The sequence below is a fragment of the Phreatobacter sp. genome, from assembly GCF_016793595.1.
In the GTDB taxonomy this organism is placed as follows: Bacteria; Pseudomonadota; Alphaproteobacteria; order Rhizobiales; family Phreatobacteraceae; genus Phreatobacter.
This window is the reverse complement of sequence record NZ_JAEULY010000017.1, coordinates 1-26,886: the sequence shown is the minus strand read 5'-3', so window position 1 is coordinate 26,886 and position 26,886 is coordinate 1. Positions and strand designations below refer to the sequence as shown.

At 67.9% G+C, this 26,886-nt stretch carries 21 protein-coding genes; 8 read left to right on the top strand and 13 right to left on the bottom strand.

The window, feature by feature from the left end:
- Positions 1-106: 106 nt before the first annotated feature.
- Positions 107-1,918 (top strand): ABC-F family ATP-binding cassette domain-containing protein, encoded by a 1,812-nt coding sequence (locus tag JNK84_RS18240; protein WP_293426342.1) that lies wholly within the window; start codon positions 107-109, stop codon positions 1,916-1,918.
- An 11-nt stretch (positions 1,919-1,929) separates the two neighbouring features.
- Here JNK84_RS18240 and phoB read toward each other — a convergent pair whose 3' ends face one another.
- The 6 genes from phoB to JNK84_RS18210 form a co-directional block, all read right to left on the bottom strand.
- Complete coding sequence (phoB, locus tag JNK84_RS18235) at positions 1,930-2,637, bottom strand: phosphate regulon transcriptional regulator PhoB (RefSeq protein WP_293426340.1); 708 nt, start codon at positions 2,635-2,637, stop codon at positions 1,930-1,932.
- Between the two features lie 34 nt (positions 2,638-2,671).
- Complete coding sequence (gene phoU / locus JNK84_RS18230) at positions 2,672-3,379, bottom strand: phosphate signaling complex protein PhoU (protein WP_293426338.1); 708 nt, start codon at positions 3,377-3,379, stop codon at positions 2,672-2,674.
- Between the two features lie 123 nt (positions 3,380-3,502).
- On the bottom strand, positions 3,503-4,861 hold the full coding sequence (locus JNK84_RS18225) for a sensor histidine kinase (protein WP_293426336.1): 1,359 nt from the start codon (positions 4,859-4,861) through the stop codon (positions 3,503-3,505).
- 167 nt (positions 4,862-5,028) lie between these two features.
- Positions 5,029-5,790, bottom strand: coding sequence for a TIGR02186 family protein (locus tag JNK84_RS18220; RefSeq protein WP_293426334.1), 762 nt, complete (start codon positions 5,788-5,790; stop codon positions 5,029-5,031).
- Entirely contained in the window at positions 5,787-6,722 is a 936-nt protein-coding gene (locus tag JNK84_RS18215; protein WP_293426332.1) for a sulfite exporter TauE/SafE family protein, read from the bottom strand. The genes JNK84_RS18220 and JNK84_RS18215 overlap by 4 nt, the downstream gene beginning before the upstream one ends.
- 94 nt (positions 6,723-6,816) lie before the next feature.
- Positions 6,817-7,989 carry an acyl-CoA dehydrogenase family protein gene (locus JNK84_RS18210; RefSeq protein ID WP_293426330.1) on the bottom strand — a complete coding sequence of 391 codons (1,173 nt, stop codon included), beginning with the start codon at positions 7,987-7,989 and terminating at the stop codon, positions 6,817-6,819.
- A 147-nt stretch (positions 7,990-8,136) separates the two neighbouring features.
- Between JNK84_RS18210 and JNK84_RS18205 the strand changes: the two genes are divergently transcribed.
- Genes JNK84_RS18205 through JNK84_RS18195 form a run of 3 tightly spaced genes read left to right on the top strand, consistent with a single transcriptional unit; the run spans position 8,137 to position 14,847 of the window.
- On the top strand, positions 8,137-11,457 hold the full coding sequence (locus JNK84_RS18205) for a transglutaminase family protein (protein ID WP_293426328.1): 3,321 nt from the start codon (positions 8,137-8,139) through the stop codon (positions 11,455-11,457).
- Positions 11,458-11,464: 7 nt separating this feature from the next.
- Entirely contained in the window at positions 11,465-13,969 is a 2,505-nt protein-coding gene (locus JNK84_RS18200) for a circularly permuted type 2 ATP-grasp protein (RefSeq protein WP_293426326.1), read from the top strand.
- Positions 13,966-14,847: a transglutaminase family protein gene (locus tag JNK84_RS18195; RefSeq protein ID WP_293426324.1), complete on the top strand. Its 882-nt coding sequence runs from the start codon at positions 13,966-13,968 to the stop codon at positions 14,845-14,847. Before JNK84_RS18200 ends, JNK84_RS18195 begins: the two co-directional genes overlap by 4 nt.
- Positions 14,848-14,851: 4 nt before the next feature.
- Here JNK84_RS18195 and JNK84_RS18190 read toward each other — a convergent pair whose 3' ends face one another.
- The 3 genes from JNK84_RS18190 to JNK84_RS18180 all read right to left on the bottom strand — a co-directional run bounded on the left by JNK84_RS18190 (position 14,852) and on the right by JNK84_RS18180 (position 17,253).
- Complete coding sequence (locus tag JNK84_RS18190) at positions 14,852-16,054, bottom strand: low temperature requirement protein A (RefSeq protein WP_293426322.1); 1,203 nt, start codon at positions 16,052-16,054, stop codon at positions 14,852-14,854.
- A 9-nt stretch (positions 16,055-16,063) separates the two neighbouring features.
- Positions 16,064-16,318, bottom strand: coding sequence for a hypothetical protein (locus JNK84_RS18185; protein WP_293426320.1), 255 nt, complete (start codon positions 16,316-16,318; stop codon positions 16,064-16,066).
- Positions 16,319-16,452: 134 nt separating this feature from the next.
- On the bottom strand, positions 16,453-17,253 hold the full coding sequence (locus tag JNK84_RS18180; protein WP_293426318.1) for a creatininase family protein: 801 nt from the start codon (positions 17,251-17,253) through the stop codon (positions 16,453-16,455).
- Positions 17,254-17,370: 117 nt separating this feature from the next.
- Between JNK84_RS18180 and JNK84_RS18175 the strand changes: the two genes are divergently transcribed.
- A complete protein-coding gene (locus JNK84_RS18175) occupies positions 17,371-18,543 on the top strand; it encodes an amidohydrolase/deacetylase family metallohydrolase (RefSeq protein WP_293426316.1) in 1,173 nt (390 codons plus the stop codon).
- On the opposite strand, the gene JNK84_RS18170 is transcribed toward JNK84_RS18175, so the two are convergent.
- Entirely contained in the window at positions 18,544-20,214 is a 1,671-nt protein-coding gene (locus JNK84_RS18170; RefSeq protein ID WP_293426314.1) for a methyl-accepting chemotaxis protein, read from the bottom strand.
- A gap of 207 nt (positions 20,215-20,421) precedes the next feature.
- Between JNK84_RS18170 and JNK84_RS18165 the strand changes: the two genes are divergently transcribed.
- The gene (locus JNK84_RS18165; RefSeq protein ID WP_293426312.1) at positions 20,422-21,795 is read left to right on the top strand and encodes an FAD-binding oxidoreductase; all 1,374 of its coding nucleotides are present in this window, start codon (positions 20,422-20,424) and stop codon (positions 21,793-21,795) included.
- Complete coding sequence (locus tag JNK84_RS18160; RefSeq protein WP_293426310.1) at positions 21,792-22,376, top strand: NAD(P)H-dependent oxidoreductase; 585 nt, start codon at positions 21,792-21,794, stop codon at positions 22,374-22,376. The genes JNK84_RS18165 and JNK84_RS18160 overlap by 4 nt, the downstream gene beginning before the upstream one ends.
- A 4-nt stretch (positions 22,377-22,380) precedes the next feature.
- Here JNK84_RS18160 and JNK84_RS18155 read toward each other — a convergent pair whose 3' ends face one another.
- From JNK84_RS18155 to JNK84_RS18145, 3 genes are read right to left on the bottom strand one after another with little or no spacing between them, the layout of a single operon-like run.
- On the bottom strand, positions 22,381-23,256 hold the full coding sequence (locus JNK84_RS18155; RefSeq protein WP_441343270.1) for an ABC transporter permease: 876 nt from the start codon (positions 23,254-23,256) through the stop codon (positions 22,381-22,383).
- Positions 23,257-23,261: 5 nt separating this feature from the next.
- Positions 23,262-24,062 carry an ABC transporter ATP-binding protein gene (locus tag JNK84_RS18150; protein ID WP_293426306.1) on the bottom strand — a complete coding sequence of 267 codons (801 nt, stop codon included), beginning with the start codon at positions 24,060-24,062 and terminating at the stop codon, positions 23,262-23,264.
- 1 nt (position 24,063) lies between these two features.
- On the bottom strand, positions 24,064-25,086 hold the full coding sequence (locus JNK84_RS18145) for an ABC transporter substrate-binding protein (RefSeq protein ID WP_293426304.1): 1,023 nt from the start codon (positions 25,084-25,086) through the stop codon (positions 24,064-24,066).
- A 252-nt stretch (positions 25,087-25,338) separates the two neighbouring features.
- Here JNK84_RS18145 and JNK84_RS18140 point away from each other — a divergent pair, with 252 nt between their 5' ends.
- Positions 25,339-26,724 (top strand): FAD-binding oxidoreductase, encoded by a 1,386-nt coding sequence (locus JNK84_RS18140; protein ID WP_293426302.1) that lies wholly within the window; start codon positions 25,339-25,341, stop codon positions 26,722-26,724.
- Positions 26,725-26,886 lie beyond the last annotated feature (162 nt).

The following is a 26,886-nucleotide window of genomic DNA, read 5'->3' as shown; positions in this document are numbered from 1 at the left end:
CTTTGAACCGTTTTAGGGAAAGGCCCTTGGCGGCTTGCCGGCCATCCGCCCATGCAGGCCCTCCGCCCGCGTGCAATGTCGCGCGCGCGATGCTAGAGCCCCGCCCATGGCTCCTCCCCTTCTCCAGTTGCAGGGCATCGCCCTGACCTTCGGCGGCACGCCGCTGCTCACCAGCGCCGACCTGTCGGTCGAGGCCGGCGACCGGCTGGCGCTGGTCGGCCGCAACGGCTCCGGCAAGTCGACGCTCCTGAAGATCGCCGCCGGCCTCGTCGAAGCCGATTCGGGCAAGCGCTTCGCCCAGCCGGGCGCGACGATCCGCTACCTCCTGCAGGAACCGGACCTCACCGGCTTTGCGACCACGCTCGCCTATGTCGAGGCGGGTCTTGGACCGAGCGACGACCCCTACCGCGCGCGCATGATGCTCAACGAGCTCGGCCTGACTGGCGAGGAAGGCACGACGGCGCTCTCCGGCGGCGAGCAGAAGCGCGCGGCCCTCGCCCGCGTCCTCGCGCCCGAACCCGACATCCTGATCCTCGACGAGCCGACCAACCATCTCGACCTTCCCGCCATCGAATGGCTGGAAGCGGCGATCAAGGCGTCGTCCTCCGCCATCGTCATGATCAGCCACGACCGGCGGTTCCTCGAAAACCTGTCGCGCGCCACCGTCTGGCTCGACCGCGGCACCACCCGCCGCCTCGACAAGGGCTTCGGCCATTTCGAGGCCTGGCGCGACGAGGTGCTGGAACAGGAGGAGAAGGAGCAGCACAAGCTCGACCGCCAGATCGTCCGCGAGGAGCACTGGCTGCGCTATGGCGTCTCGGCGCGCCGCAAGCGCAATGTCCGCCGCCTCGGCAACCTCCACGCGCTGCGCAAGGACTTCCGCGAGCACCGCAGGGCCGTCGGCAACGTCTCGCTGACCGTCTCGGATGCAGAACTCTCCGGCAAGCGCATCGTCGAGGCGCTCGGCATCTCCAAGGCCTATGACGACCGCCCGGTCGTCGCCGATCTTTCCATCCGCATCCTCAGGGGCGACCGGCTTGGCATTGTCGGGCCGAACGGCGCGGGCAAGACGACCCTCGTCCGCATGCTCACCGGCACGCTGGAGCCCGATTCAGGCACGGTGAAGCTCGGCGCCAATCTCGCCATGGCGACCCTCGACCAGAAGCGCGAGGCGCTGGACCCGGCGACGCCGCTCGCGGAAGCCCTGACGCGCGGGCGCGGCGACTACGTGACCATCAACGGCGAGAACCGCCATGTCGTCGGCTACATGAAGGACTTCCTGTTCGCCCCCGAGCAGAAGGGCACGCCGGTCGGCGTCCTCTCCGGCGGCGAGCGCGGCCGCCTCCTGCTGGCGCGGGCGCTGGCGAGCCCCGCCAACGTCATGGTGCTGGACGAGCCGACCAACGACCTCGACCTCGAAACCCTCGACCTGCTGCAGGAAATGCTCGCCGATTTCCCCGGCACGGTCATCCTCGTCTCGCACGACCGCGACTTCCTCGACCGCGTCTGTTCGTCCGTGCTGGTCAGCGAGGGCGAGGGACGCTGGCGCGAATATGCCGGCGGTTATTCGGACATGCTCGCCCAGCGCGGTTCGGGCGTCGAGGCGCGCGTGGTCGACAAGCCCCAGCGCAAGGCCGCGACCGAGCCGGAAGCGCCGCGCGAGCGTGCCGCCGACACCAAGCGCAAGCTGTCCTTCCGCGAAAAGCACGATCTCGACAGCCTGCCCGGCCGGATGGAGGCGCTCGGCCGCGACATCGCCAAGCTCCAGCAGATCCTCGCCGACCCCGCCCTGTTCACCCGCGACCGCGCCGGCTTCGACAAGGCGTCGGCGGCGCTGGCCAAGGCGCAGGGGGAACTTGCCGCGGCCGAGGACCGCTGGCTGGAGCTGGAAATGCTGAAGGAAAGCCTCGAGGCCTGAACCGCCACCCCTCAGGCGGCGGCGCTGCCTGCGAAGCGCTCGTTGAACGAATAGCCGGAACCACGCACGGTGCGGATCGGATCGGCCTCGCGGCCGCGCTTCACCGCCTTGCGCAGGCGGCCGATATGCACGTCCACGGTGCGCTCGTCGATATAGACGTCGCGGCCCCAGACGCCATCGAGAAGCTGTTCGCGGGTATAGACCCGGCCCGGCGACTGCATCAGGAATTCGAGCAGGCGGAACTCGGTCGGCCCCAGCGATATCTCGCGGCCGGCGCGGTGCACCCGGCGCGTCTCGCGGTCGAGTTCGATATCGCCGGACTTCAGCAGGCTGGACAGGTGCTCTGGCTTTGCCCGGCGCAGCAGCGCACGCACCCGCGCCAGCAGTTCCGGCACCGAGAACGGCTTGACCACATAGTCGTCGGCGCCGGTGGCAAGTCCCCTCACCCGCTCGCCTTCCTCGCCGCGTGCGGTGAGCATGATCACCGGCAGGCGTTCGGTCTCGGCGCGCAGGCGGATGCGCCGGCAGAGCTCGATGCCGGACAGGCCCGGCAGCATCCAGTCCAGCAGGACGAGGTCGGGAACCGCCTCGCGCAGCCGGACCTCGGCCTCGTCGCCACGCATCACCGTCTCGACGCGGTAGCCCTCGGCTTCGAGATTGTAGCGGAGCAGGACGGTGATCGGCTCTTCGTCCTCGACCACCAGAATGCGTGCGGTCATCGCGATATCCCCGGCATGTCGATGAAGGAGGCGGTCAGGTTCCCGTCGCCACCATGGTCGTGGTGTCGAGCTTCGGCCGCTCGTCGGCGAGCGTCACGCCGTGAACCATGTAGTGAACCGTCTCGGCGATGTTGGTCGCGTGATCGCCGATCCGCTCGAGGTTCTTGGCGCAGAACAGGAGATGCGTGCAGGAGCCGATATTGCGCGGATCCTCCAGCATGTAGGTGAGCAGTTCCCGGAACAGCGAATTGTACAGCGCGTCGATATCGCCGTCGGAGCGCCACACCTCGAGCGCGGCGGCGACGTCGCGCTGCGCATAGGCGTCGAGCACGTCCTTCACCCGCTCCAGTGCGAGGCGCGCCATGGCGTCGAAGCCGCCGGTGACCTTCGGCATGGGCAGCGACGAGTTGATGACGGTCACGCGCTTGGCGATGTTCTTGGCAAGGTCCGCCATCCGCTCAAGGTCCGCCGCGATGCGCAGGGCGCCGACGATCTCGCGCAGGTCGATGGCCATCGGCTGGCGCTTGGCGATGATGAGAATGCCGAGCTCCTCGATCTCGCGCTGCTTGGCGTCGATGACCGGATCGGCCGCGCGCACCCGGTTCGCCAGCGCGACATCGACCTTGATCAGCGAATCGATCGCGCCGACGATCTGCTTCTCGGTCAGGCCGCCCATTTCGGCGACCTGCTGCGCCAGACCCTTCAGTTCGTTTTCGAAAGCGCTGACGATGTGCTCGGTCATGCGAAGCTCCTCGATGGGGCGGAATGGGAAACTTCCCATAGCCCCGCGTCGCGACGGTTCTATGCCTCTCAGGTGACGCTTCGATGACGAAGAATCGCCCGCAGGTTCAATGCATTGGCGAGGTTACGACAAATCGGCCGCGCGGTCGCCGCGGCCCGGCGCCTGTTCCGTCGCGGCCTCCCCGCCGCCGGCCCCGGCATCGGTGGCGGTTTCGAGCCTGACGGTGAAGGTTGCGCCCTCTCCGGGGGTGCTGTCGATGGCGAGCCTGCCGCGATGGCGGTTCAGGATGTGCTTGACCAGCGCCAGTCCGAGGCCGGTGCCGCCCTTCTCGCGACTGGAAACGACATCGACCCGATAGAACCGCTCGGTCAGACGCGGCAGGTGTTCGGCGGGAATGCCGGCGCCGTGGTCGCGGATGGCGACGACCGCCTCGTCGCGCCGGCCCTCGCGCGCCTCGCGCTGGAGGCTGATCTCGACCCTTTTGCCCTCGGCGCCATATTTGATGGCGTTCTGGACGAGATTCTCGAACAGGCGGAACAGTTCATCGGGATCGCCGGCGACCACGATCGCGGGCTCGCTCGCCTCGACCGCCACGGTCACGCCCTGCTCGCTGGCATAGGGGCCGAGCGTGTCGCGGACATGGCCGATAAGGCCGACCAGTTCGACGTCTCCGACGGGGCGGACGTGCTCGTTCAGCTCGATTCGCGACAGCGACAGGAGGTCGTCGATCAGCCGCGACATGCGGCGGGCCTGCGCCAGCATGATGCCGAGGAAACGTTCGGTGGCCGCCGCATCCTTCTTCGCCGGTCCCTGGATCGTCTCGATGAAGCCAACGACGGAGGCAAGCGGCGTGCGCAGTTCGTGGCTGGCATTGGCGACGAAATCGGCCCGCAGCCGCTCCAGCCGGCGTTCTTCGGTCAGGTCGGTCATCGCGACGAGCACGAAATCGGGCTTGCCGCCGTCCCGCCCCTCCGCCGTCACCGCGACGGGCGCGGCCTCCACCCGGAACCAGCGGCTGACCGGCACCCGCTCGGCATAGTCGATGGCCTGCGTCGCATTGGTCGCAAGCGCCCGCCTCACCGTCTCGACCACTTCGGGAGCGCGTAGCGCCAGCATCAGCGGCTCGCCGCGCTTCAGCCCGGCCACCAGCGCGGTAGCCTTTGCATTGTGGGTCCGCACCACCAGTTTCGGGTCGAGCAGGATGGCCGGGATTGGCACGGCGGCGACCAGACCCTCGACGGTCAGGTCGGTCAGGCGCGCGGCCCGGCGCGCCAGCAGCGTGCCGTCGAGCGGCGCCGCCTCGCGCGGGCGTCGGCGCACGACGAAGCCTGCGGCCACGAGCGCGACACCGCCGCCGAGCGCATAGGGCCATCTGGCACCGCCCCAGACGATCAGCACCGTCGCGACGAAGAGAGCCGCGAGATAGAGGAACCAGCGCCCGCGCCAGCCCTCGTGCCATGCCTGCGGAAATTCGTCGCTCATGCGCATGTCCTAGAGCATGATCCCGAAAAGTGGGAACCGGTTTTCGGGCAAGATCATGCTCCAAAAGGCATAGAGTCGTAGCCCTGCCCCAACTCTGGCGGAGCGGGTGCCTCGCGAGATGGGGGCGCCCTGACTGTCACGCGGACGAGACGGTTCTGTGACGCAGGTCAGTCGCGCCGGAACACCACGCTCGCGGCCCAGCCTGTGACGAGCGCGAGCGCCGCCGCCGCGAGCCCGTAGAATAACCCGTGATCTCGGGCCGAATTGGCGACGAAGGCCTCGAATCCGGTCTTGGTCACCTCGAAATTGGTGGTCTCGCGCGCCAGCACGACGCCGCCGGACATCAGATAGATATCGACGTCGAAGGCCCCGACCGGCGTGTTCGGCACGACCGGGATGTTGGCGCGGAACAGGCTCGGGGTCAGGAACGTGACGCCCGTCGGGTTCTCCCGGTAGAGGCCGCGCGCGCGGTTGATGCGCAGGAAGGCATCGCGGAAGGCCGGTGTCGCGCCCGGATTGGTGCCGGGTCGCGGGGTGACGACCGTCACGGCATCGATGCCGATCTGCTGCCGGCGGCGCAGTTCGAGATCGGCGAGATCGACCGCCGGCTTGTTGGCGAGCAGCGCATAGAAGCTCGGCACCTCGACGAATTCGCGGGCATCGGTGTTCATCCAGATGCCGAAGACGCGGCTCTTGCTGCGCGTCGTCACCATGGCCCTCGGGCCGCGAACGACCACGGCGAGGTCGTAGCCGCCTGCCCGCGAGATGGTCTGCGCGTCCCGCTCGATGGCGCCGAACAGCACGATCTCCGCGCCGACGAACTGCGAGGTGATCTGCAGCCGGTGGGTCGACAGCGACGTGATCATCGTCTCGGCGCGCGCGGCGGCGGCCGAGGCGAGAACGATCAGCGCTGCCGCCAGAAGCCTCATGTCCGCGCCACCCATTCGACGATGGTGTTCGAGAACGGGTCTTCCGGCCTGATAACGAGATCGACGAAGAAGCGGATGCCGACCGCCAGCACCACGAGGCCCAGCAACAGGCGCAGCTCCTCGCCCTTCATGGCCATAGAGGCGCGGGCGCCGAACTGCGCGCCGACGACGCCGCCGATCATCAGGAGCAGCGCCAGGACGACATCGACGGAATGGTTGGAGATGGCGTGGAAGACCACCGTCATCAGCATGGTGATCAGCGTCTGCAGGCTCGACGTGCCGATCACCACCGTCGTCGAGACGCGCAGCAGGTAGATCAGCGCCGGCACCAGCAGGAAGCCGCCGCCAATGCCCATCATCGAACCGAGGAAGCCGATGCCGAGGCCGATCGCGACGACCGGGATCGCCGAAATGGTGATGCGCGAGCGTGGGAAGTGGATGGCGAAGGGCAGCGACGAGGCGATGCGCCGGTCACGGGCGGCGTAGAGCTTCGGTGGTTCGGCTGACGAGCGGGCGCGGGCGATGGCGCGGCTGCTCTCGATCACCATCAGCAGGCCGATGCCGCCGAGCAGGGTCACGTAGGACAGTGCGATGAACAGGTCGAGCTGACCCTCGCGCCTCAGCAGCGCGAAGACCGCGACGCCCGCCGCCGAGCCGATGATACTGCCCAGCAGCAGAACCGAGACGAGCTTGGCGTCCACCGCATTCTTGCGCCAGTAGCTGAGCGTGCCGGACAGCGAGGACGCGGCGATCTGACCGGACACCGAGGCGACCGCGATGGCCGGGGGAATGCCGATGAAAATCAGCAGCGGCGTCAGCAGGAATCCGCCGCCGACGCCGAACATGCCGGAAATGAACCCGACCGCGAGCCCCATGCCGAGGATGAGCAGCATGTTGACGGGCAATTCGGCAATCGGGAGATAAAGCTGCACGTCCGTCCCCGGTCAGGGTGTGCACCCATCGAAGGCGGGAAAAGTCCCGTCGAGTCAAGGCTGTTCGGAGCAAATCTGCACCGCGCCGCGCCCTTCAGTAGGAGCGTGGCATGCCGAGCACATGTTCGCCGACATAGGCGAGGATGAGGTTCGTCGAGATCGGCGCCACCTGGTAGAGCCGCGTCTCGCGGAACTTGCGCTCGACATCGTAGTCGGCGGCGAAGCCGAAGCCGCCATGGGTCTGGATGCAGGCATTCGCCGCCTCGAACGAGGCATCGGCGGCCAGCAGCTTGGCCATATTGGCCTCCGCGCCGAATTCCTGACCCGTGTCGCAGAGGCCCGCCGCCTGGAAGCGCATCAGGTCGGCGGCCCGGATGTTCACATAGGCGCGCGCGATGGGGAACTGGATGCCCTGGTTCTTGGCGATGGGACGGTCGAAAACCACCCGCTCGGTGCCGTATTTCTTGGCACGGTCGATGAACCAGTAGCCGTCGCCGATGCACTCCGCGGCAATCAGCGTCCGCTCGGCGTTCAGGCCGGACAGGATGGTCTTGAAGCCCTTGCCCTCCTCGCCGACGAGATTCTCGGCGGGAATCTCCAGATCGTCGAAGAACACCTCGTTGGTCTCGTGGTTGACCATGTTGCGGATCGGCCGGACCGTCATGCCCTTGCCGATGGCCTGCTTCAGGTCGACGATGAACACCGACAGGCCGTCGGACTTCTTCGCGACCTTGTCGAGCGGCGTCGTGCGCGCCAGCAGGATCATCAGGTCGGAATGCTGCACGCGGCTGGTCCAGACCTTCTGGCCGTTGACCACGTAGCGGTCATTGCCCTTCTTCACCGCCGTCGTCTTGAGCTTGGTCGTGTCGGTGCCGGTGGTCGGCTCGGTCACCGCCATGGTCTGCAGACGCAGTTCGCCCGCCGCGATCTTCGGCAGGTACTTGGCCTTCTGCTCGGCCGAGCCGCCGCGCAGGATCGTGCCCATATTGTACATCTGGCCGTGGACGGCGCCGGAATTGCCGCCCGACCGGTTGATCTCCTCCATGATGATGGAGGCTTCCGTCAGTCCGAGACCCGAACCGCCATATTCCGCCGGGATCAGCGCCGCCAGCCAGCCGGCCTTGGTCAGCGCGTCGGTGAACTCTTCCGGATAGCCCCGCTCGTCGTCCACCTTGCGCCAATAGGCGTCGTCATAGCGCGAGCAGAGGTCGCGCATGGCCTCGCGCAGGTCGGCATGATCGTCGGCGGTCGGGATGGTCAGCGGCATGGGTCTCGTCTCCGCGGCGGACCATAGTCCCTTCGGCCGGGATGGGAAGTCCGCCTTATGGGGCGACAGCGGCGCGATGTTTGCTTGGCGTGTCGGGCGCAATACCGCTTTGACTCGACCGATCCTGACGCATTACCCGTAGGTTCCATGGCCATTCTCGCGAAGCTCCACCACGTCACGCGCTATCTCTACGACCGGCCCGTGTCGCTCGGGCCGCAGGTGATCCGGCTTCGCCCCGCGCCGCATAGCCGCACGACGATCCCCAGCTATTCGCTGAAAGTGGTTCCCGAGCAGCATTTCGTGAACTGGCAGCAGGACCCGCACGGCAACTGGCTGGCCCGCTTCGTCTTCCCCGAGAAGAGCACCGAGTTTTCGGTGACGGTCGATCTCGTCGCCGACATGGCGGTGGTCAACCCGTTCGACTTCTTCATCGAGAGCTATGCCGAGACTTTTCCCTTCGCCTATGCCCCGGCGCTCGCCGAGGAACTCGCGCCCTATCTCGTCACCGAGGCGACGGACGAACACTTCGAGCGCTATCTCGCCAGCGTCCCCCGCGAGCCGGCACAGACCATCAATTTCCTCGTCGCGCTGAACCAGAAGCTTCAGAACGACATTCGCTACGTCATCCGCATGGAGCCCGGCGTCCAGGCACCGGACGAGACGCTGGAGCGCGCCTCCGGCTCCTGCCGCGATTCCGCCTGGCTGCTCGTCCAGCTCGCCCGCCGGCTCGGCCTCGCCGCGCGTTTCGTCTCCGGCTACCTGATCCAGCTGAAGCCGGACCTGCAGGCCCTCGACGGCCCGGCCGGCACCGACAAGGACTTCACCGACCTCCACGCCTGGACCGAGATCTACATTCCCGGCGCGGGCTGGATCGGCCTCGACCCGACCTCCGGCCTGCTTTGCGGCGAGGGGCATATCCCGCTGGCGGCGACGCCGCATTTCCGCTCCGCCGCCCCGATATCCGGCGCGGTGGACCCGGCCGAGGTCTCCTTCGCCTTCGACATGCGCGTCGACCGCGTCGATGAGAAGCCGCGCGTCACGGCCCCCTTCTCGGACGAGGCCTGGCAGCGGCTCGATGCCCTCGGCGACAAGGTCGATGAAGACCTGAAGGCGCAGGATGTGCGCCTCACCATGGGCGGCGAGCCGACTTTCGTCTCCATCGACGATTACGAGGGCGCGGAGTGGAACACCGCCGCCGTCGGTCCGACCAAGCGGGAACGGGCGGACGAGCTGATCCGGCGGTTGCGCGACACTTTCGCGCCCGGCGGCTTCCTGCATTACGGACAGGGCAAGTGGTATCCCGGCGAGAGCCTGCCGCGCTGGACCTTCGCGCTCTACTGGCGGCGCGACGGCAAGCCGATCTGGCGCGACGAAGCGCTGATCGCGAAAGAGGCCGGCGCGGACAAGCCGACCATCGATCAGGCCGGCGCGCTCGCTTCCGGCATTGCCGAGCGGCTCGGCCTGTCGGCGGAATCGGCGGTCCCGGCCTTCGAGGACCCGGCGCACTGGGTGCTGAAAGAGGCTGACCTTCCCGAGAATGTCGATGCGCTGGACTCCAGGCTGGAGGATGCCGAGGCCCGTGCCCGCATCGCCCGCGCCTTCGAGCGCGGCCTGACCCAGCCCTCCGGCTTCGTCCTGCCGGTGCAGCGCTGGAATGCCGAGCCGGCTAAGCGCAACTGGATGACCGAGAAGTGGAAGCTCCGGCGCGAGAAGCTGTTCCTCGTGCCCGGCGACAGTCCGGTCGGCTATCGCCTGCCGCTGGCCTCCCTGCCCTACGTGCCGCCGGCCTCGTATCCTTACGTGGTCGGGGCCGATCCCGGCACGGTGCCGGCCGAGCTGCCCGACCCGCAGGACATCGAGGGCCATATCGCCCAGCGTGTCTCGGCCGAGCGCGAGCGCGAGCCGGAGCGCGCGGAGCAGGTCGAACAGGTGCTGACCGACGACAATGCCGTCCGCACGGCGCTCGCTGTCGAGCCGCGCGACGGCCGTCTCTGCGTGTTCATGCCGCCGACGGAACGGCTTGAGGACTATCTGGAACTGCTCACCGCGACCGAGGCGACGGCGAAGGCGCTCGGCCTCCCCGTTCACGTCGAGGGTTATCCCCCGCCCGCCGATCCCCGCCTCGACGTCATCAAGGTGACGCCCGACCCCGGCGTGATCGAGGTCAACGTCCATCCGGCCGCGTCATGGCGCGACTGCGTGGCGATCACCCAGAACCTCTACGAGGAAGCGCGGCTCTCCCGCCTCGGCACTGAGAAATTCATGCTCGACGGCCGCCACACCGGCACCGGCGGCGGCAACCATGTCGTGGTCGGCGGCGCGCGGCCCGCCGACAGCCCGTTCCTGCGCCGGCCGGACCTGCTCAAGAGCCTCGTCCTCTACTGGCAGCGCCATCCGTCCCTGTCCTATCTGTTCTCCGGCATGTTCATCGGTCCGACCAGTCAGGCCCCGCGCGTCGACGAGGCTCGTCACGACGGGCTCTACGAACTGGAAATCGCGATGGGCATGGTGCCGAAGCCCGGCGAGGGCGAAGCGCCGCCGCCCTGGCTGGTCGATCGCCTGTTCCGCAACCTGCTGTTCGATTCCACCGGCAACACCCACCGCACGGAACTGTGCATCGACAAGCTGTTCTCGCCGGACAGCCCCTCCGGCCGCCTCGGCCTCGTCGAGTTCCGTGGCTTCGAGATGCCGCCGGACGCGCGCATGAGCCTCGCCCAGCAATTGCTGATCCGCGCCATCGTCGCCTGGGCCTGGCGCGAGCCGCAGGACGGCGCGCTGGTGCGCTGGGGCACGTCCCTCCACGACCGGTTCATGCTGCCGCATTTCGTCTGGGAGGATTTCCTCGGCGTTCTCGGCGATCTCCAGCGCGCCGGCTATGCCATCGATCCCGCCTGGTTCGAGGCGCAGTACGAATTCCGCTTCCCCATCGCGGGCGTGGTCGACCATGCCGGCGTGCGGCTTGAACTGAGGCAGGCGCTGGAGCCCTGGCATGTCATGGGCGAGGAAGGCGCGATCGGCGGCACCGTCCGTTTCGTCGACTCCTCCGTCGAGCGCCTCCAGGTGAAGCTCACCGGCCTCCAGCCCGAGCGTCACGTCGTCACCTGCAACGGCCGCCCCGTGCCGCTCATCGCCACCGGCCGCAGCGGCGAATATGTCGGCGGCGTGCGCTTCAAGGCGTGGCAGCCGCCGTCCGGCCTGCATCCGACCATTCCGGTCCATGCGCCGCTGACCTTCGACATCGTCGATACCTGGAGCCGGCGCTCCATGGGCGGCTGCGTCTATCATGTCGCCCATCCCGGCGGGCGCAACTACGACACCTTCCCGGTCAATTCCTACGAGGCCGAGGCGCGGCGCAGGGCCCGCTTCCAGGATCACGGCCACACGCCGGGGCTGGTCGATCCGCCGAGGCCCGAGCGCACGGGCGAGTTCCCGGCGACCCTCGACCTGCGCCGTCCGCCGGTGCATTGAGGACGGCATGACCGCGAAGGAAAGGCGTGCCGCCGACACCCGCAGCGAGCGCATCCTCGCGATGCTCGCCCGCTACGAACCCGTGCCTGGCGTCTATGACGAAATGATCGATGCTCGGGGCGAGCCGCGCGAGCACTGGAAGCCGATCCTGGCGAGCCTCGCCGATATCGGTCCGCGCGAACTCGACAAGCGCTTCGCCGGCGCGGAACGCTATCTGCGCGACACCGGCGTCTTCTACCGGGTCTATGACGACCCGCAGAACAGCGAGCGCGCCTGGCCGCTGGCCCATATTCCGCTGGTCATCGCGCCGGACGAATGGGCAAGCCTCACCGCCGGCCTCACCGAGCGCGCCGAACTGCTCGACGCCGTCCTGAAGGACCTGCTCGGGCCGGGCGATCTCGTCCGCGACGGCCTGTTGCCCGCAGCGACCTTCGCGGGTTCGCCGGATTTCCTGCGCCCCATGGTCGGCATCGAGCCGCGCGGCGGCTCGCATCTGCTCTACTACGCCGTCGATGTCGGCCGCGGCCCGGATGGCCGCTGGTGGGTGCTTGGCGACCGCGCGCAGGCGCCGTCCGGCGCCGGCTACGCCCTCCAGAACCGCCTCGCCATGGCGCGGGCGCTGCCGGAGATTTACCGCTCCCAGCCGGTGGAGCGCCTCGCGGGCTTCTTCCAGGCCCTGCGCTCGCACTTTTCTTCGCTGGCGGCGGCTACCGACTCGCGCGTCGCGGTGCTGACCCCCGGGCCCCTCAACGAGACCTATTTCGAACACGCCTTCCTCGCCCGCTATCTCGGCTTCGTGCTGGCCGAGGGCGCGGACCTCACCGTCCGCGACGACACGCTCTATGTCCGCACCGTTTCGGGCCTGAAGAAGCTGGAAATGGTCTGGCGCCGGCTCGATGCCGATTTCGCCGACCCGCTGGAGCTCAACCCGCGTTCCCAGCTCGGCGTCGCCGGGCTCGTCCACGCCATCCGTTCCGGCAAGGTGACGCTCGCCAATGCGCTCGGCTCCGGCGTCGTCGAGGCGCGCGGGCTGCTCGCCTTCCTGCCCTCCATCGCGCGGGCGAAGCTTGGCCGCGACCTCGCCATGCCCCATGTCGCGACCTGGTGGTGCGGCCAGCCCCTCGAACGCGGCGCGGTCATCGCGGATCTTGATTCCTTCGTGGTCGCGCCGGCCTTCTCCCCGACCATTCCCGGCATCCTCGACGAGGGCGCGGTGCTCGCGTCAAGCCTGTCGCCCGAGCGCCGGCTGGCGCTGGCCGAGGAAATGCGCCTGCGCGGCTCGGATTTCGTCGCGCAGGAGGTGGTGAAGCTCTCCACCATGCCGGTCTGGCGCGACGGCTATCTGGAGCCCCGCCCCTTCATCCTGCGCCTGTTCCTCGCCAAGGTCGGCGACAGCTGGACGGTCATGCCCGGCGGCTTCTGCCGTGTCGGCGACCGGATCGATGCCCGGGCCGTCACCATGCAGCGCGACGGCCGCTCGGCCGATGTCTGCGTCCTCGCCGACGGCCCCGTCGAGGAAACCACGCTCCTGCCGTCCCTGGACCGCCTCGAACTGCGCCGCGCGACGTCCTCGCTCCCCAGCCGCGCCGCCGACAACCTGTTCTGGCTCGCCCGCTACATGGAACGCGGCGAAGCGACGCTGCGCGTGCTGCGCGCGCTTGGCGAACAGGTCGGCTCCGGCGAGTCCATGACCACCGATACGGTCAGGCGCATTGTCGACCTGCTCGGTGTCTGGGAGGCCCTGCCCGAGGAGCCGGTCGTCGCCGATCCCACCGCGATTGCCGCCGCCGCCTTCCACGGGCGCACGTCCGGCGGCGTCCTGAGCCTTGCCCAGTCGGCCCTGCACGCGGCTTCCGTCATCCGCGACCGCTTCTCTCCGGACGCCTGGCGCACCATCACCGACATGGTCGCCCTCGCCGAGGGCGGCCCGAAGGCCGACGGCGGCATTTTCGAGCGGGTCGAGGCGGGGCTGCGCCTCTCCGCCGTTTTCTCCGGCCTGACGCAGGAGAACATGAACCAGCTCATCGGCTGGCGCTTCCTCAAGCTCGGCAAACGCATCGAGCGCGCGCTCGCGACCTGCCGCTGCGTCCGGCAGTTCGCGGACCCCAAGGCCGGCACGGCCAGTCTCGACCTGCTGCTCAGCCTCGCGGACAGCCAGATCACCTACCGGCGGCGCTACGTCATGGTCGCGGCGCGGCCGCCCGTGCTCGACCTCGTCATGCTCGACCCCAACAATCCGCGCTCCGTCGCCTTCCAGATCGACCGGATCGCCGCGCATCTGAAGGAATTGCCGGACCACATGTCCGATGGCCGGCTGAACGTCGCCGAGAAGCTGATCGCGCGCACCCGCGTCGATCTCCAGACCGCCGACGCCCATACGCTCGACGTCAGGCAGATCAGCGCCGTCGAACAGGCGCTGCTGGCGATCTCGAACGAGATTTCCGAGCGCTATTTCACCCATCGCGATGGCGCCCGGACCGTCGGTTTCATGGCCGGCGAGGTGCTCGGATGAACTACGACATCCGCCAGGTCACCGATTACCGCTATGCCCGCCCGGTGGTCATGGCCCAGCACGTGCTGCGCGTCGTGCCGGTGGACCGCGCGGGGCAGCGGGTGCTCGCCTGCGACATCGACATTTCGCCCAAGCCGAGCGCGCGGCGGCAGGACAGCGATTTCTTCGGCAACCGCCGCATCTTCCTCGACTTCGACACGCCGCACCGCGAACTGAAGATCGACATGCGCGCCCGCGTCTCGATCGCGGCCCGCGCGAGGCCCCTGCCCGCCATGGATCCGCCATGGGAGCGCGTCCGCGAAACCGCCTTCGCCTCGGCCGACATCTCGCCGAACTCTCCGGTCCATGCGCTGTTCCCCTCGACCTATGTGCCGCGCGACCCGCTGATCCGCGCCTATGCCAGCGCCTCGTTCCCGCCGGGTCGGCCGATCCTCGAAGCGTCCTTCGACCTTGCCCGGCGCATCCAGTCGGACTTCGCCTATGCCCCCGGCACGACCGACACATCGACGACGGCCGCGCGGGCCTTCGCCATGCGCCGCGGCGTCTGTCAGGATTTCACCCACATCATGATCTCGGGGCTGCGCGGGCTCGGCCTGCCGGCGGCCTATGTCTCGGGCTATCTGCGCACCGTGCCGCCGCCCGGCCAACCGCGGCTCGAAGGCGCCGACGCCACCCATGCCTGGGTGTCGGTCTGGTGCGGGCCGGAACTCGGCTGGTGGGGGCTCGACCCGACCAACGGCCTGATCGTCGGCGAGGATCACATCACGCTGGCGGTCGGTCGCGACTTCGTCGATGTCGCGCCGAACGGCGGCGTTCTCATCGCCTCCGGCGACCACGAGATTTCCGTGGCGGTGGACGTCAAGCCGGTGGCGGGCTGAACGGTCAGTGCGACGCGGCCGGCACCGCCGCGCCGCCCAGCGAGCGCCACTCCCACATCGCTGCGACGATCAGAACGCCGGTCGTCGCGATCGACAGGCCGAGCGGCGAGAACAGATGCATGACGTATTCGGCCGCCGCGATCGCGGCCAGCAATCCGAGGCCGATCATGTGCGACAGCGGGAAGTTCGGCGCGCTCAGCGATTTGAACGCGCCGTTGCCGAGCAGGAACAATGCCGGCGCGCCGACAATGGCGAGCAGGTAGCTCGTCGCGACGTGCCCCGCCGGATGCGCCAGCACCAGTTCGTCCGCCACCGCCGCGACGATGATCCCCGCGACGATGACGATATGCAGATAGGTGTAGCCGGCGCGCGCCAGCCGCCCCGGATCGTCGGAGTGGGCGATGTGATGGGTCGCGCGCTCCGCGCCGATGGCGAAATAGAGCCACCACATCGTGACCGTCGACAGGAAGGCCGAGACGAAGGCCGTCAAAGTCCCCACGGAGACCGGCAGCTTCTGCGCCGTAGCGCCGGTCATCAGCAGCGATTCGCCGAGCGCGATGATGACGAACAGGGCGCAACGCTCCGAGAGATGATGACCGTCAATGTCCCAGTCCGCCGTCGACGAGGTGCCGAGGCCCGGAAAGCGGAAGCCGAACCAGGCCGGTCCGTAATCCAGCACCAGCGCCAGACACCACAGCATGAGGCGGGCATTGCCTTCGGCCAGTGCGCCGGCGATCCAGAAGGTCGAGGAAACCGAGGCCCAGGCCAGAATCCGCTGGAAATTCCGCTTGTTGCCGGGGCTCGCCTCGCCCAGCGCGCAGATCATGAACAGCGGCCGCCCGATCAGGATGATCACGTGGGCAGCGGCGAAGACCAGCGCGCCCTTGCCGAAGGCGTCGGGAATGGCCGCCGACAGGACGAGGCCGCCGAGCATGGCCGCGAACAGGAACATCCGGACCGGCCAGCGGTCGGGGTCGAGCCAGTTGGTCACCCAGCTCGTGCAGATCCAGGTCCACCAGACCGCAAGGAACAGAATGCCCGTCTCGACCGCGCCCTGCGGCGTCATCTTGGCAACCAGCGTGTGGGAGAGCTGGGTTACCGCGAAGACGAAGACGAGGTCGAAAAAGAGCTCGACGGGCGCGACACGCGAGGCTGCGGCCGAGGCCTTGTCGCGCAGGAAACCGGCATGCGAGGTGAGGCTTGCCATCGGAGCTTCTCAGGACAGCTTCCAGCCGACGAACAGCGCGATGGCCGCCGGCACGCCGAACACGATCAGGAAGATCGGCGCCTCGACCGCCACCGGATAGCCGGCCCTCGCGACGCCAATCCAGAGATTGACCAGCGCCGCCACGAACCAGAGGCCGATGAAGGCCTTGGTCACTGTCCCCATGTCCAGAGCGAACATCCGGGCGACGAGTGCGAACAGCGCAAGTGCGACGAGCCCGCCGCCAATGACCATGATCGTATGCACGCTTCAGCCGCTCCCGTTCGATAGACTGGCGCATCCGCAGCTCCCCGGCTGCCGGCCGCACCTCCGGAACATGCCGGAAACCCTGCCACGGAGCGTTACGCTCGTCAAGGATTATTTTCGTAAAGTAGGACCAATCACCCGCCGGGCTGGTAGAGCCGGCCGATGTCGAAGCGCGCCATGTCGTCGAGCAGCTTGACGAATTCCCGCGCCTGATACTCGGCGGTCTGCCGGCCCTTCTCGGCCGTCGCCAGCGAGGCGTCGCCGGCCGCGCCGTGCGGATGGATGTCCTGCGCCATCCAGCCGAAGGCGTGGTTCACGGTCGGGCGGAGATAGGTGAACTCCTTCTCCATCGCCACCATGACCGGCTCGAAGCGCGCGGCATGGGCCATGTCGACCAGTTCGGGGCGGAAATGCAGCATCAGCGACGTCTCGACATCGCCGCCATGGATGCCGTGCTTGATGTCGAGCTCGCCGTAGAGGCCGGGCGGCCGGCCGAAGGCGGTCCAGCTCGTCACCACCGCCAACTGGCCGAAGCGGATGCGCAGTTCGCGCGCCACGACCCGCATCGGATCGAGATTGCCGCCATGCGAGGTCATCAGCACGATCTTGTCGATGCCGGCGCGCTTGACGCTCTCGCCGATCTCGATCCAGGCGCTCAGCACGGTCTGCGCCGAGAGCGTCACCGTGCCCTTGGAATGAAGGTGCTCGTTGGACTTCGCCACCGCCTCGACGGGCAGGAACAGCGCGGTGACGCCCTCGCCCACCAGCGGAAAGGCCGTCTGGATCATGCCCTGCATGATCGAGGTGTCGGTCGATACCGGCAGATGCGGCCCATGCTGCTCGATCGCGGCGAGCGGCAGGATGGCGACCGTCGTCGTCGGGTCGAGCCGGTCGAAATCGGTGGTCTTCAGGTCGCCCCAGTGACGAGCCGGCATGGGAGATCTCCACAAACGGTTTGCTGTAGCGGTTGGCAATCCGCCAGCCGACGCGCAATCTGCGCCGCGCCGGCGACAGATGCACCGGCGGGACTGATCCAGCAAGCGGAGCCTTCGATGACCTTCGACCTGATTTTGCGCGGCGGGCGCGTGATCGACCCCTCGCAGAAAATCGACGGCGTCCGCGACGTGGCCTTCAGGGACGGCAAGGTCGCGGCCGTGGCCAAGGACCTGAAGGCGCCGGCCGGCACCGAGATTCGCGACGTCTCCGGCTACATCGTCACGCCCGGCCTGATCGACCTCCATACCCATGTCTACTGGGGCGGCACCTCGCTCGGCATCGATGCCGAGGAGTTCTGCCGGACCTCCGGCGTCACCACCGCCGTCGATACCGGTTCGGCCGGCCCCGGCAACTGGAAAGGCTTCCGCAAGCACGTCATCGAGCCGAGCCAGGTGCGCATCCTTGCCTATCTGCACGTCAGCCATGCCGGCATCTACGGGTTCGACAAGCGCGTGATGGTCGGCGAGAGCCGCGAGATCATGCACCTCAACCCGATCGACTGCGCCGAGGTCGCCGACGCCAACCGCGACCTCATCGTCGGCATCAAGGTGCGCGTCGGCCTGCATGCCTCGGGCACCAATGGCGAAGCGGCGCTCGACATGGCGCTGCAGGTCGCCAACGAGGTCGGCATGCCGCTGATGGCCCATATCGACCACCCGCCGCCGAGCTACGAGCACGTCATCGGCCGCCTCCGCCCCGGCGACGTGCTGACCCACGCCTTCCGCCCCTTCCCCAATGCGCCGATCACCGCGCAGGGCGCGGTCAAGCCGGAAGTCATCGCCGCCCGCAAGAAGGGCGTCATTTTCGACATCGGCCACGGCAAGGGGTCGTTCTCGTTCAAGACCACCCGCGCCATGCTGGCGGGCGGTTTCGAGCCGGACGTGATCTCGTCGGACGTGCACACGCTGTGCATCGAGGGCCCGGCCTTCGACCAGGTGACCACCCTGTCGAAATTCCTCTGCATGGGCATGCCGCTCGACCGCGTCATCGCCGCCTCGACCGTCAACGCCGCCATGGCCCTGAAGCGCCCGGAACTCGGCAGTCTGAAGCCGGGATCGGCGGGCGATGCCACCATCCTCACCATCAAGGACGGCAAGTTCGACTATGTCGACGTCGTCGGCGAGCACCTGATCGGCGACAAGAAGATCGTCGCCGAGGGCACGGTCGTCGCCGGCAAGTGGTGGCACCCGAAGCGCTCGACGCGCTTCAGGAAGACCGTGGCCGCCTGATCAGGCGGCGCGGATCCGGTCGAGGAATCCGGCGACGGCGGTGTCGAGTTCGGTGGAGCCCTCCCCGAGCGCGGTCGCCGCGTCGGACATGACGCGGGCGGCATCGCCCGTCTCCTGCGCCGCGCGCGTGACCCGCCCGATGTCCTGTCCGACGGCGCGCGTGCCGTCGGCGGCGTCCGACACCGAGCCGGCAATGCCATTGGTGACGGCCGCCTGCTCCTCGACCGCCGCCATGATCGACGAGGACACCGACGAGATCTCGCCGATGGTCCGGTTGATCGCCTCGATGGCCGACACCGCCTCGCCGGTGACCGCCTGAACCGCGCCGATCTGGCTGGCGATCTCATCCGTCGCCTTCGAGGTCTGGGCCGCGAGGTTCTTCACCTCTGTCGCGACGACGGCGAAGCCCTTGCCGGCCTCGCCCGCGCGCGCCGCCTCGATGGTGGCGTTGAGGGCCAGCAGGTTGGTCTGGGCGGCGATGGCATTGATCAGGCTGACGACGTCGCCAATCTTCTGGGTCGATGCCGCGAGCGATCCGACAATCTCGCCGGTGCGCGTCGCCTGGTCGACGGCGGAGGCAGCGATCTGCTGGGCTTGCGCGGTTCGGCTCGATATCTCGCCGATCGATGTCGCGAGTTCCTGCGCCGAACCGGCCGCGCTGTCGACGCTCAGCGTCGCGCTGGCCGAGGTCGCGGCCACGGTTCCGCCGAGCTCAGAAACGTTGCGGGCGACGTCGCCGACCCGCGAGGCATTGGCGACGATCGCCTCCGAGGCGTCTGTCACCGTCGAGACCACCGACTGAACGGTCGCGCGGAACTCGTCGGCCAGCGCCGCCATGTCGCGGGCGCGCCGGTCGCGCATCCCGGCCTCGCGTACGGCCTCGGCGGCCTTGAGACCCTCGACCTCGCGCACGCTGTCGCGGAACACGAGCACCGACCGCGCGAGCGCGCCGATCTCATCCTTGCGCCCGGTGTCGCTGATCTCGCTGTCCGTCACGCCCGACGATACCGCGTCAACCGCCGCCGTGAGGCGCGTCAGGGGACGCGCGACGCCCGACAGGATTGTCCAGAAGGCCAGCACCGCCGCCAGAATGGCGAGCCCGATCGTCGCGGCGATCATCCGCATCAGTCCGGTGCGCATCGCCTCGATCTGGTCGGACAGTGCCGCGACGCGCTTCGCATTGACCTCCGCGAAGGCGGCCATTTCCGTGTTCAGCTTCTGGCGCGTCGTGCGGTTGGCGTCATTGTCACCAATGGCGCGCGCCGCCATGTTCCCGGAAGCACGGCCGGCCCGCGCCAGTTCGTCGCGCAGGCGGATGAAGGTCTCGGCCTGTTCCTGAAGTCGCGCCTTGATCGCCTGATCCTCCGGCGCCGCAAGCGCCGCCCACTCCCCGATGACGCGCCGGAAGCGACCGAGCTCGCGATCCTGATTGGCGGCGAACCGCTCCAGGACCTTGGGATCGTCGGACATGTAGATGCCGCGCGACTCCATCACCACCGAGTAGATCAGCGCATTGGCCTGTTCGGCGAGCTGCGTGATCTTCGCGGTACGCTCGTTCTGGTCCACCACGCTCTGGTAGCGCTGGAAGCCATGGACCGCGACGGCGCCAACGACGAGCGCCGCCGCGGCCAGTCCGGACACCACGAGCACGAGACGGGTCTTGATGTTCAAGGTGGTTTCTCCCCTCCCACATTACCTCCAGACCATCAGTGAAAGGGCCTAGCAAAACGTTAACCATCGCGACCGTGTAACGGTATCATTATGCCGTTTTGCCTAAATTCCTTGCACTATCGCCATGCTTCCCCGTGGACGACCGATCCGGAAACCTTGTCGCGAGGGTGCCGGACCCTGCATGATGCACCGCAGGATGAGACCGTCATGACCGCGCGCGCAAAGACCGAACCCGCATCGCCCCGCTACGATATCGCGGCCCTTGTCGAGGCGCTGGGCGACGTGCCTGTCGTCACCGAGCCGGTCATCGTGCGCCGCCGCTCGCGCGACTTCTTCTGGTATTCGCCGATCCTCGCCGAGCAGCTGAAGGCGGTCGCCGGCGACATCATCGTCCAGCCGCGCGACGAGGCGGATGTCGTCCGCACGGCCGCCGCCTGCGCGAAGCTGAGGATACCCCTGACCGTCAGGGCCGGCGGCACCGGAAATTACGGACAGGCCATGCCGCTCGAGGGTGGCGTGATCCTCGACATGACGGCGCTGAACGCCGTTCTCTGGCAGAAGCCGGGCGTAGTCCGCGTCCAGACCGGCATGAACCTGCTGGCGCTCGACGGCGAGACGCGCGCCAACGGCTTCGAACTGCGCATGCATCCCTCGACCAAGCGCACCGCGACGGTCGGCGGCTTCGTCGCCGGCGGCTCCGGCGGCGTCGGTTCGGTCGCCTATGGCGGCCTGCGCGAACCCGGCAACATCCTCGCCGCGCGCATCGTCACGGTCGAGGAACAGCCGCGCATCCTCGAACTCAGGCAGGACGCCGCGCAGAAGGTGAATCGCGCCTATGGCACGACCGGCATCATCACCGAGCTGGAAATGCCACTCGCGCCCGCCTGGCCCTGGATCGACGTCATCGTCGCCTTCGACACGTTCCGCGACGCCTTCGAGGCCGGCCGCGCCGTGGCCCTCGCGGACGGCGTCGTGAAGAAGCTCGTCACGCCCATCGCCTGGCCGATCCCGTCCTATTTCGGCTCGCTGAAGGCCGCCTGTCCCGAGGGTAAGGCGATCCTTGTCTGCATGATCGCCGAACCCTTCCTCGACAGTTTCAAGGCCGTGCTCGGCGGGCGCGGCACCGTCACCCACGAGGCGCCCTCGCAGGAAGGTCCGGGTCAGGTGCCGCTCTACGAGTTTTCGTGGAACCACACGACCCTGCAGTGGCTGAAGACCGACCGCTCGATCACCTATCTCCAGCTTCTCTATCCGCACGACCGGCTGGAGGAGACCGTGTTCCGGCTGATGGAGCAGTTCGAGGGAGAGGTGCTGCCCCATCTCGAATTCATCCGCTTCGCCGGCCGCATCACCTGCTCGGCCCTGCCGATCGTGCGCTACACGACGCCCGAGCGCCTCGACGAGATCATCCGTATCCACGAGGACCACGGCGTCATGGTCGCCAATCCGCATGTCGTCAGCCTCGAGGATGGCTCGCGCCACAAGCGCGCCGATGCCGACCAGCTCGGCTTCAAGGCCGATGTGGACCCGATGGGCCTTTTGAACCCCGGCAAGATGGCGAGCTACGTGGCGGTCCGATGAGGGTCCTCTACGTCTATTGCCACCCGCTCGCCGACAGCTTCCACGCCGGTATCCGCGCCGAAGCGCTGGCCGCGCTCGAAGCCGCCGGACATGAGGTCGATCTGCTCGACCTCTATGCCGAGGGCTTCGATCCCGTCCTGTCCGCGGAAGGCCGTCGCGACTATCACGACGAGGCCGTCAACCAGCGCGGCCTCGAGCCCTACATCGCCCGCCTGCGCGCGGCGGAAGGGCTCGTCATCCAGTTTCCGACCTGGAGCTTCGGTCCGCCGGCCATGCTGAAAGGCTTCATCGACCGCATGTTCATGCCCGGCGTCGGCTTCGACATTTCCGATCCGGCCAGGATGAAGCCCCTGCTCACTCACATCCGTTCGGTCGCGGGCATCGTCACCTACGGGCGGCCATGGTGGTATGCGTTCTGGATGGGCGATCCGCCCCGCAAGATCGTGATGCGCTATCTGTGGTGGTACACGGGCTGGAAGGCGCGGCGGCGCTACCACGCGCTCTATCACCTCAACGTCGCGACATCAGACCAGCGCGCCGGCTTCATCGAGAAGGTCAAGGCGGGCATGGCCCGCCTCTAAGCCCTCAGTTCTCGCGCTTCAGGGCGCTCTCGTGCCAGCGGCGCAGCAGCATGTGCGACAGCCAGCTGATCGCGAGGAAGATCGCGATTCCCGACATCGAGATCATGATCAGCGCCGCGAACATGCGGGGGATCTTGAGCTGGTAGCCGGCTTCGAGAATGCGGTAGGCAAGCCCCGAGGCCGATCCGCCGGAGCCCGCCACGAACTCCGCCACCACCGCGCCGATCAGCGCGAGGCCGCCGGAAATCTTCAGGCCGCCGAGGAAATAGGGCAGCGCCGCCGGCAGGCGCAGATAACGCAGCGTCTGCCAGCGCGAGGCGCGGTAGAGCTGGAACAGGTTGATCAGGTTGTGGTCGGCCGAGTTCAACCCGAGGATGGTGTTCGACAGGATCGGGAAGAAGGCGACGATCCAGGCGCAGATCAAGAGCGACAGGTTGATGTCGCCAACCCAGATGATGATCAGCGGCGCGATCGATACGACCGGCGTCACCTGAAGGATCACCGCATAGGGAAACAGCGACTTCTCCAGCCATTTCGACTGGGTGAACAGGATGGCGAGGCCGACGCCGAGCGAAACCGCCGCGATCAGCGCGGCGGCGGTGATCCGAAGCGTGACCCAGAGGGAGGCGGACAGCGTGCCCCAGTCAGCGAACAGCGTCTTCGCGATCAGCAGCGGGCCCGGCAGGATGAACGGCGGGATGGCGCGCCACCAGACGATGAATTCCCACAGTCCCAGCGCCAGCACGCCGATGACGACAGGCGCGATGATGCCGGGCCAGGTTTCCGTCGAAATGCCGAGCACCTTGCGCTCGACGCGGAAGACCGGGCGGGCTTCGGCATCAGTGCCGTCATGGGGAACGGCGGGTGTCGGAAGGGTCATGTCGCTCATGAGGAAATCGCCTCCTTGAGCTTGGACGATGCGATCCGGCACCAGTGGGCATAATCCGCCGAGGTGCGGAACTCGTCGTCGCGCGGATAAGGCGCCTCGATCCGGAGATCGGCCATGACCCGGCCGGGACGCGCCGCCATCACCACGATACGCTGCGAGAGATAGACGCTCTCGAACACCGAATGCGTGACGAAGACCGCCGAGAAGCGGTTGCGCTCCCACAGGCCGAGCAGGTCGTCGTTGAGCTTGTGGCGGGTGATCTCGTCGAGCGCCGCGAAGGGCTCGTCCATCAGCAGGATCTTCGGCTGGGTCACCAGCGCGCGCGCGATGGAGACGCGCATCTTCATGCCGCCCGACAATTCGCGCGGATAGCTCTTCGCGAACCCCTTGAGGCCGACCAGCGCCAGCATGTCGGCGCCGCGCTCCTCGGCCTCGCGCCTGCCGACGCGCTTGAGCGTCAGCGGCAGGATGACGTTGCCGAGCGCGGTGGCCCAGGGCATCAGCGTCGGGTCCTGGAAGACGAAACCGAGCTCGTGCTCGGCGCCCTTCCCCACCTCCTGCGGCCAGTCGATGGCGCCGACGCTGGGCTCGCCGAGACCGGCGATCATGCGCAGCAGCGTGGACTTGCCGCAGCCCGAAGGGCCGAGCAGCGAGACGAACTCGCCCGCCGCCAGGTCCAGATTGACGTCGCGGACGGCGATCGTGCCGTTGGCGAACTGCTTGGAAACGCCGCGAACCGAAACGAGGGGCCTGCCACCCCCCGTCAGGGGCCGGTCGATGGAAACGGCTGCTGTCACGTCAGGCCTTGCCCACACCCTTGTTCACGAAGCGCAGGTCGTAGGCCTTCCTGAAGTCCACGCCGGCCGGGAACACGCCCGCATCGCGCATCTGGTTGTAGAAGATCTCCCACCGCGCATCGGTCATCGCGCCGATGCCGAGCGTGGTGGCGTCGCCCGACAGCACGATGCCGTTCTCGGTCATCATCTTGACCGCATAGTTGATCTTGTTCTGGTCCATGTCCGGATTGGCGGCCAGGATCAGCTTGTTGGCATCGGCATTGCCGGGCCCGTTCTTCATGTATTCCGACCAGCCTTCCAGCGTGGCGGTGACGAAGCGCTGCACGACATCCGTCCGCTCGTCGACCATCTTCCGCGAGATGTTGATGGTCGTGTTGTAGTTCGCGAAGCCCGCATCGGCGATGAGATGGACCAGCGGCTTCACGCCGCCCTGCTGCTCGATCGCATAGGGCTCGGACGACAGGAAGCCCTGCTGGCAGAGGTTCTTGTCGGCCAGGAACGGCGCCATGTTGAACGTGTAGGGGCGGACCTGCTCGTCGGTGAAGCCGAAGCGCGCGCGCAGGTAGGGCCAGTAGGACGTGCGGCCGCCCGCGGCCACCAGGATGGTCTTGCCCTTCAGCTGCGGGAACGAGTCGTTGCCGACGCCGGGATGGCAGATGATGACCTGCGGATCTTTCTGGAAGATCGAGCCGATGCAGAGGAACGGCAGGTTCTCCTGAACGTAGCGGACCGCCTCGAACGAGTTCGACATGACCATGTCCACGCGCCCGCCGAGCAGGAGCTGCGAGGGGTTCTGCTGCGGCCCGCCCATGCGGATGTCCGCATCGATGCCGTACTTGCGGTAGATGCCGTGGGCGACGGCGTAATAGAAGCCGCCGTGCTCTGCCTGTGCCCGCCAGTTGGTCTGGTACGAGACCTTGTCGAGCCCTTGCGCGGAAACCTTGCCGGACTGGGTGAGGTAGGCTGCGGAGACGCCGGCGCCGAGCGCCAGGGCCTTGCGACGTGACAGGGGGGTGCGAAGCATGGCGAACTCTCCAGAGGCTGGGTCCTTCACGAGGACCTTGAACGTTATCGTGGAGCGAAGAGCAACGGGCGTGCCGGGTTATCCTACGATATTGACGGATAATGCGGGACAGGGTTGCACAAAATCTGTGCATACCGCTACGGACCCTGCCACCTTCCAGGGCTGACGCCATGCTGGCAGGCCATGCGGCTCCGGGATGGCGGCAGCGACCGAACTTTGGCATTCTCGCCCGACCCTGACACTGGATCCGCCATGACCGCCATCGACCGGCTGCGCGCCGACCTTTCCGGCATCGCCCTCGCCGACGACGCCCCGTCCGTCCGCATGGCGAGCCGCGACTTCTTCTGGTTCTCGCCGGTGCTCAAGCCCCAGCTGGAAAGCAAACACGCGGACCTCGTGGCGACCCCGGCGGACAAGGCCGAACTGCGCCGGATCGCGGCCGCCTGCGCGCGCCACCGCGTGCCGCTGGTCATCCGCGGCGGCGGCACCGGCAATTACGGACAGGCGGTGCCGCTGGCCGGCGGCCTCGTCGTCGACATGCGCAGGCTGAACCGCATGGTTTTCGCCAAGCCCGGCGGCGCGCGCTTCGAAGCCGGCGCCAACATGCTGGACATCGACAAGATGCTCGATCCGCACGGGCAGGAACTGCGCTTCCATCCCTCGACGCGGGCGCAGGCGACCATCGGTGGTTTCGTCGCGGGCGGCGCCGCGGGCGCGGGCTCCTGCACCTGGGGCCAGATCGACAATCTCGGCGCGGTCACGGCGCTGGAGGTCATGACCGTCGAGGAGGAGCCGCGCCTCATCGAGCTGCGCGGCCGCGAGATTCTGAAGGTGATGCATGCCTATGGCGTCAACGGCATCATCACCGAGGTCGAGCTGCCGACCGCCCCCGCCCATGACTGGGCCGAGCGCATCGTCACCTTCGACAGCCTCACCGTCGCGGCACGCTTCGGCCAGGCCTTCATGGAATGCGACGGCATCGCCAAGAAGCTCGTCTCCGTCCACGACCCGCGCATCGTGCCCTATCTCAAGCGCCTCGCGCCCTATCTGGAGCAAGGCCGCGCCTTCGCGATCCTGATGGTCTCCGAGCCGCAGGCCGATACGCTGGACCTGCTGATCGCCGACCATGCCGGCAAGGTGACCTTCCGGCGCGCCGCCGCCGAGGCAAAGGCGGTCGCCTTCGGCACCCACAAGGAGCGCGGAGGGCCGGGCCCGCTCTACGAATACACCTGGAACCACACCACGCTGCACGCCCTCAAGATGGATCCGTCCATCACCTATCTGCAGCTCCGCTTTCCGGCCCCGGACAACCTGAAGCTCGTCGCCTGGGCGGAAAAGGAGTTCCACGAGGACGTCTATTTCCACCTGGAGTTCCAGCGCCGCGAGGGCAAGGTGATCACCTCGTCGCTGCCGCTGGTGAAATTCACCACGGCCGAGCGTCTGGACGAGATCATGCGGCGGGCGGCGGAGGGTGGCGTGCAGCCGTCAAGCCCGCATACCTATGTGCTGAACAATGTCGGCTGGAAGCGCATTGATGCGCCGCAGCCGGAGTTCAAGCGGCAGGCCGACCCCTACGGGCTGATGAACCCCGGCAAGCTCCTGGGCTGGGAGCAGGACGCGCAGCAGGCGGCGGAGTAGAGGCCGAACGGGGCCATCACCTGAACACGTCATGCCCGGCCTCGCGCCGGGCATCCTCGGCTTCATTCTCACAGATCGTGTTCAAGTCGTGGGGGGGGGGGGGGGGGCCGGCCCCCCCCGCCCCCACCGCCCCGGGGGGTAGGGGCCGAGCCCCCCCCCCGC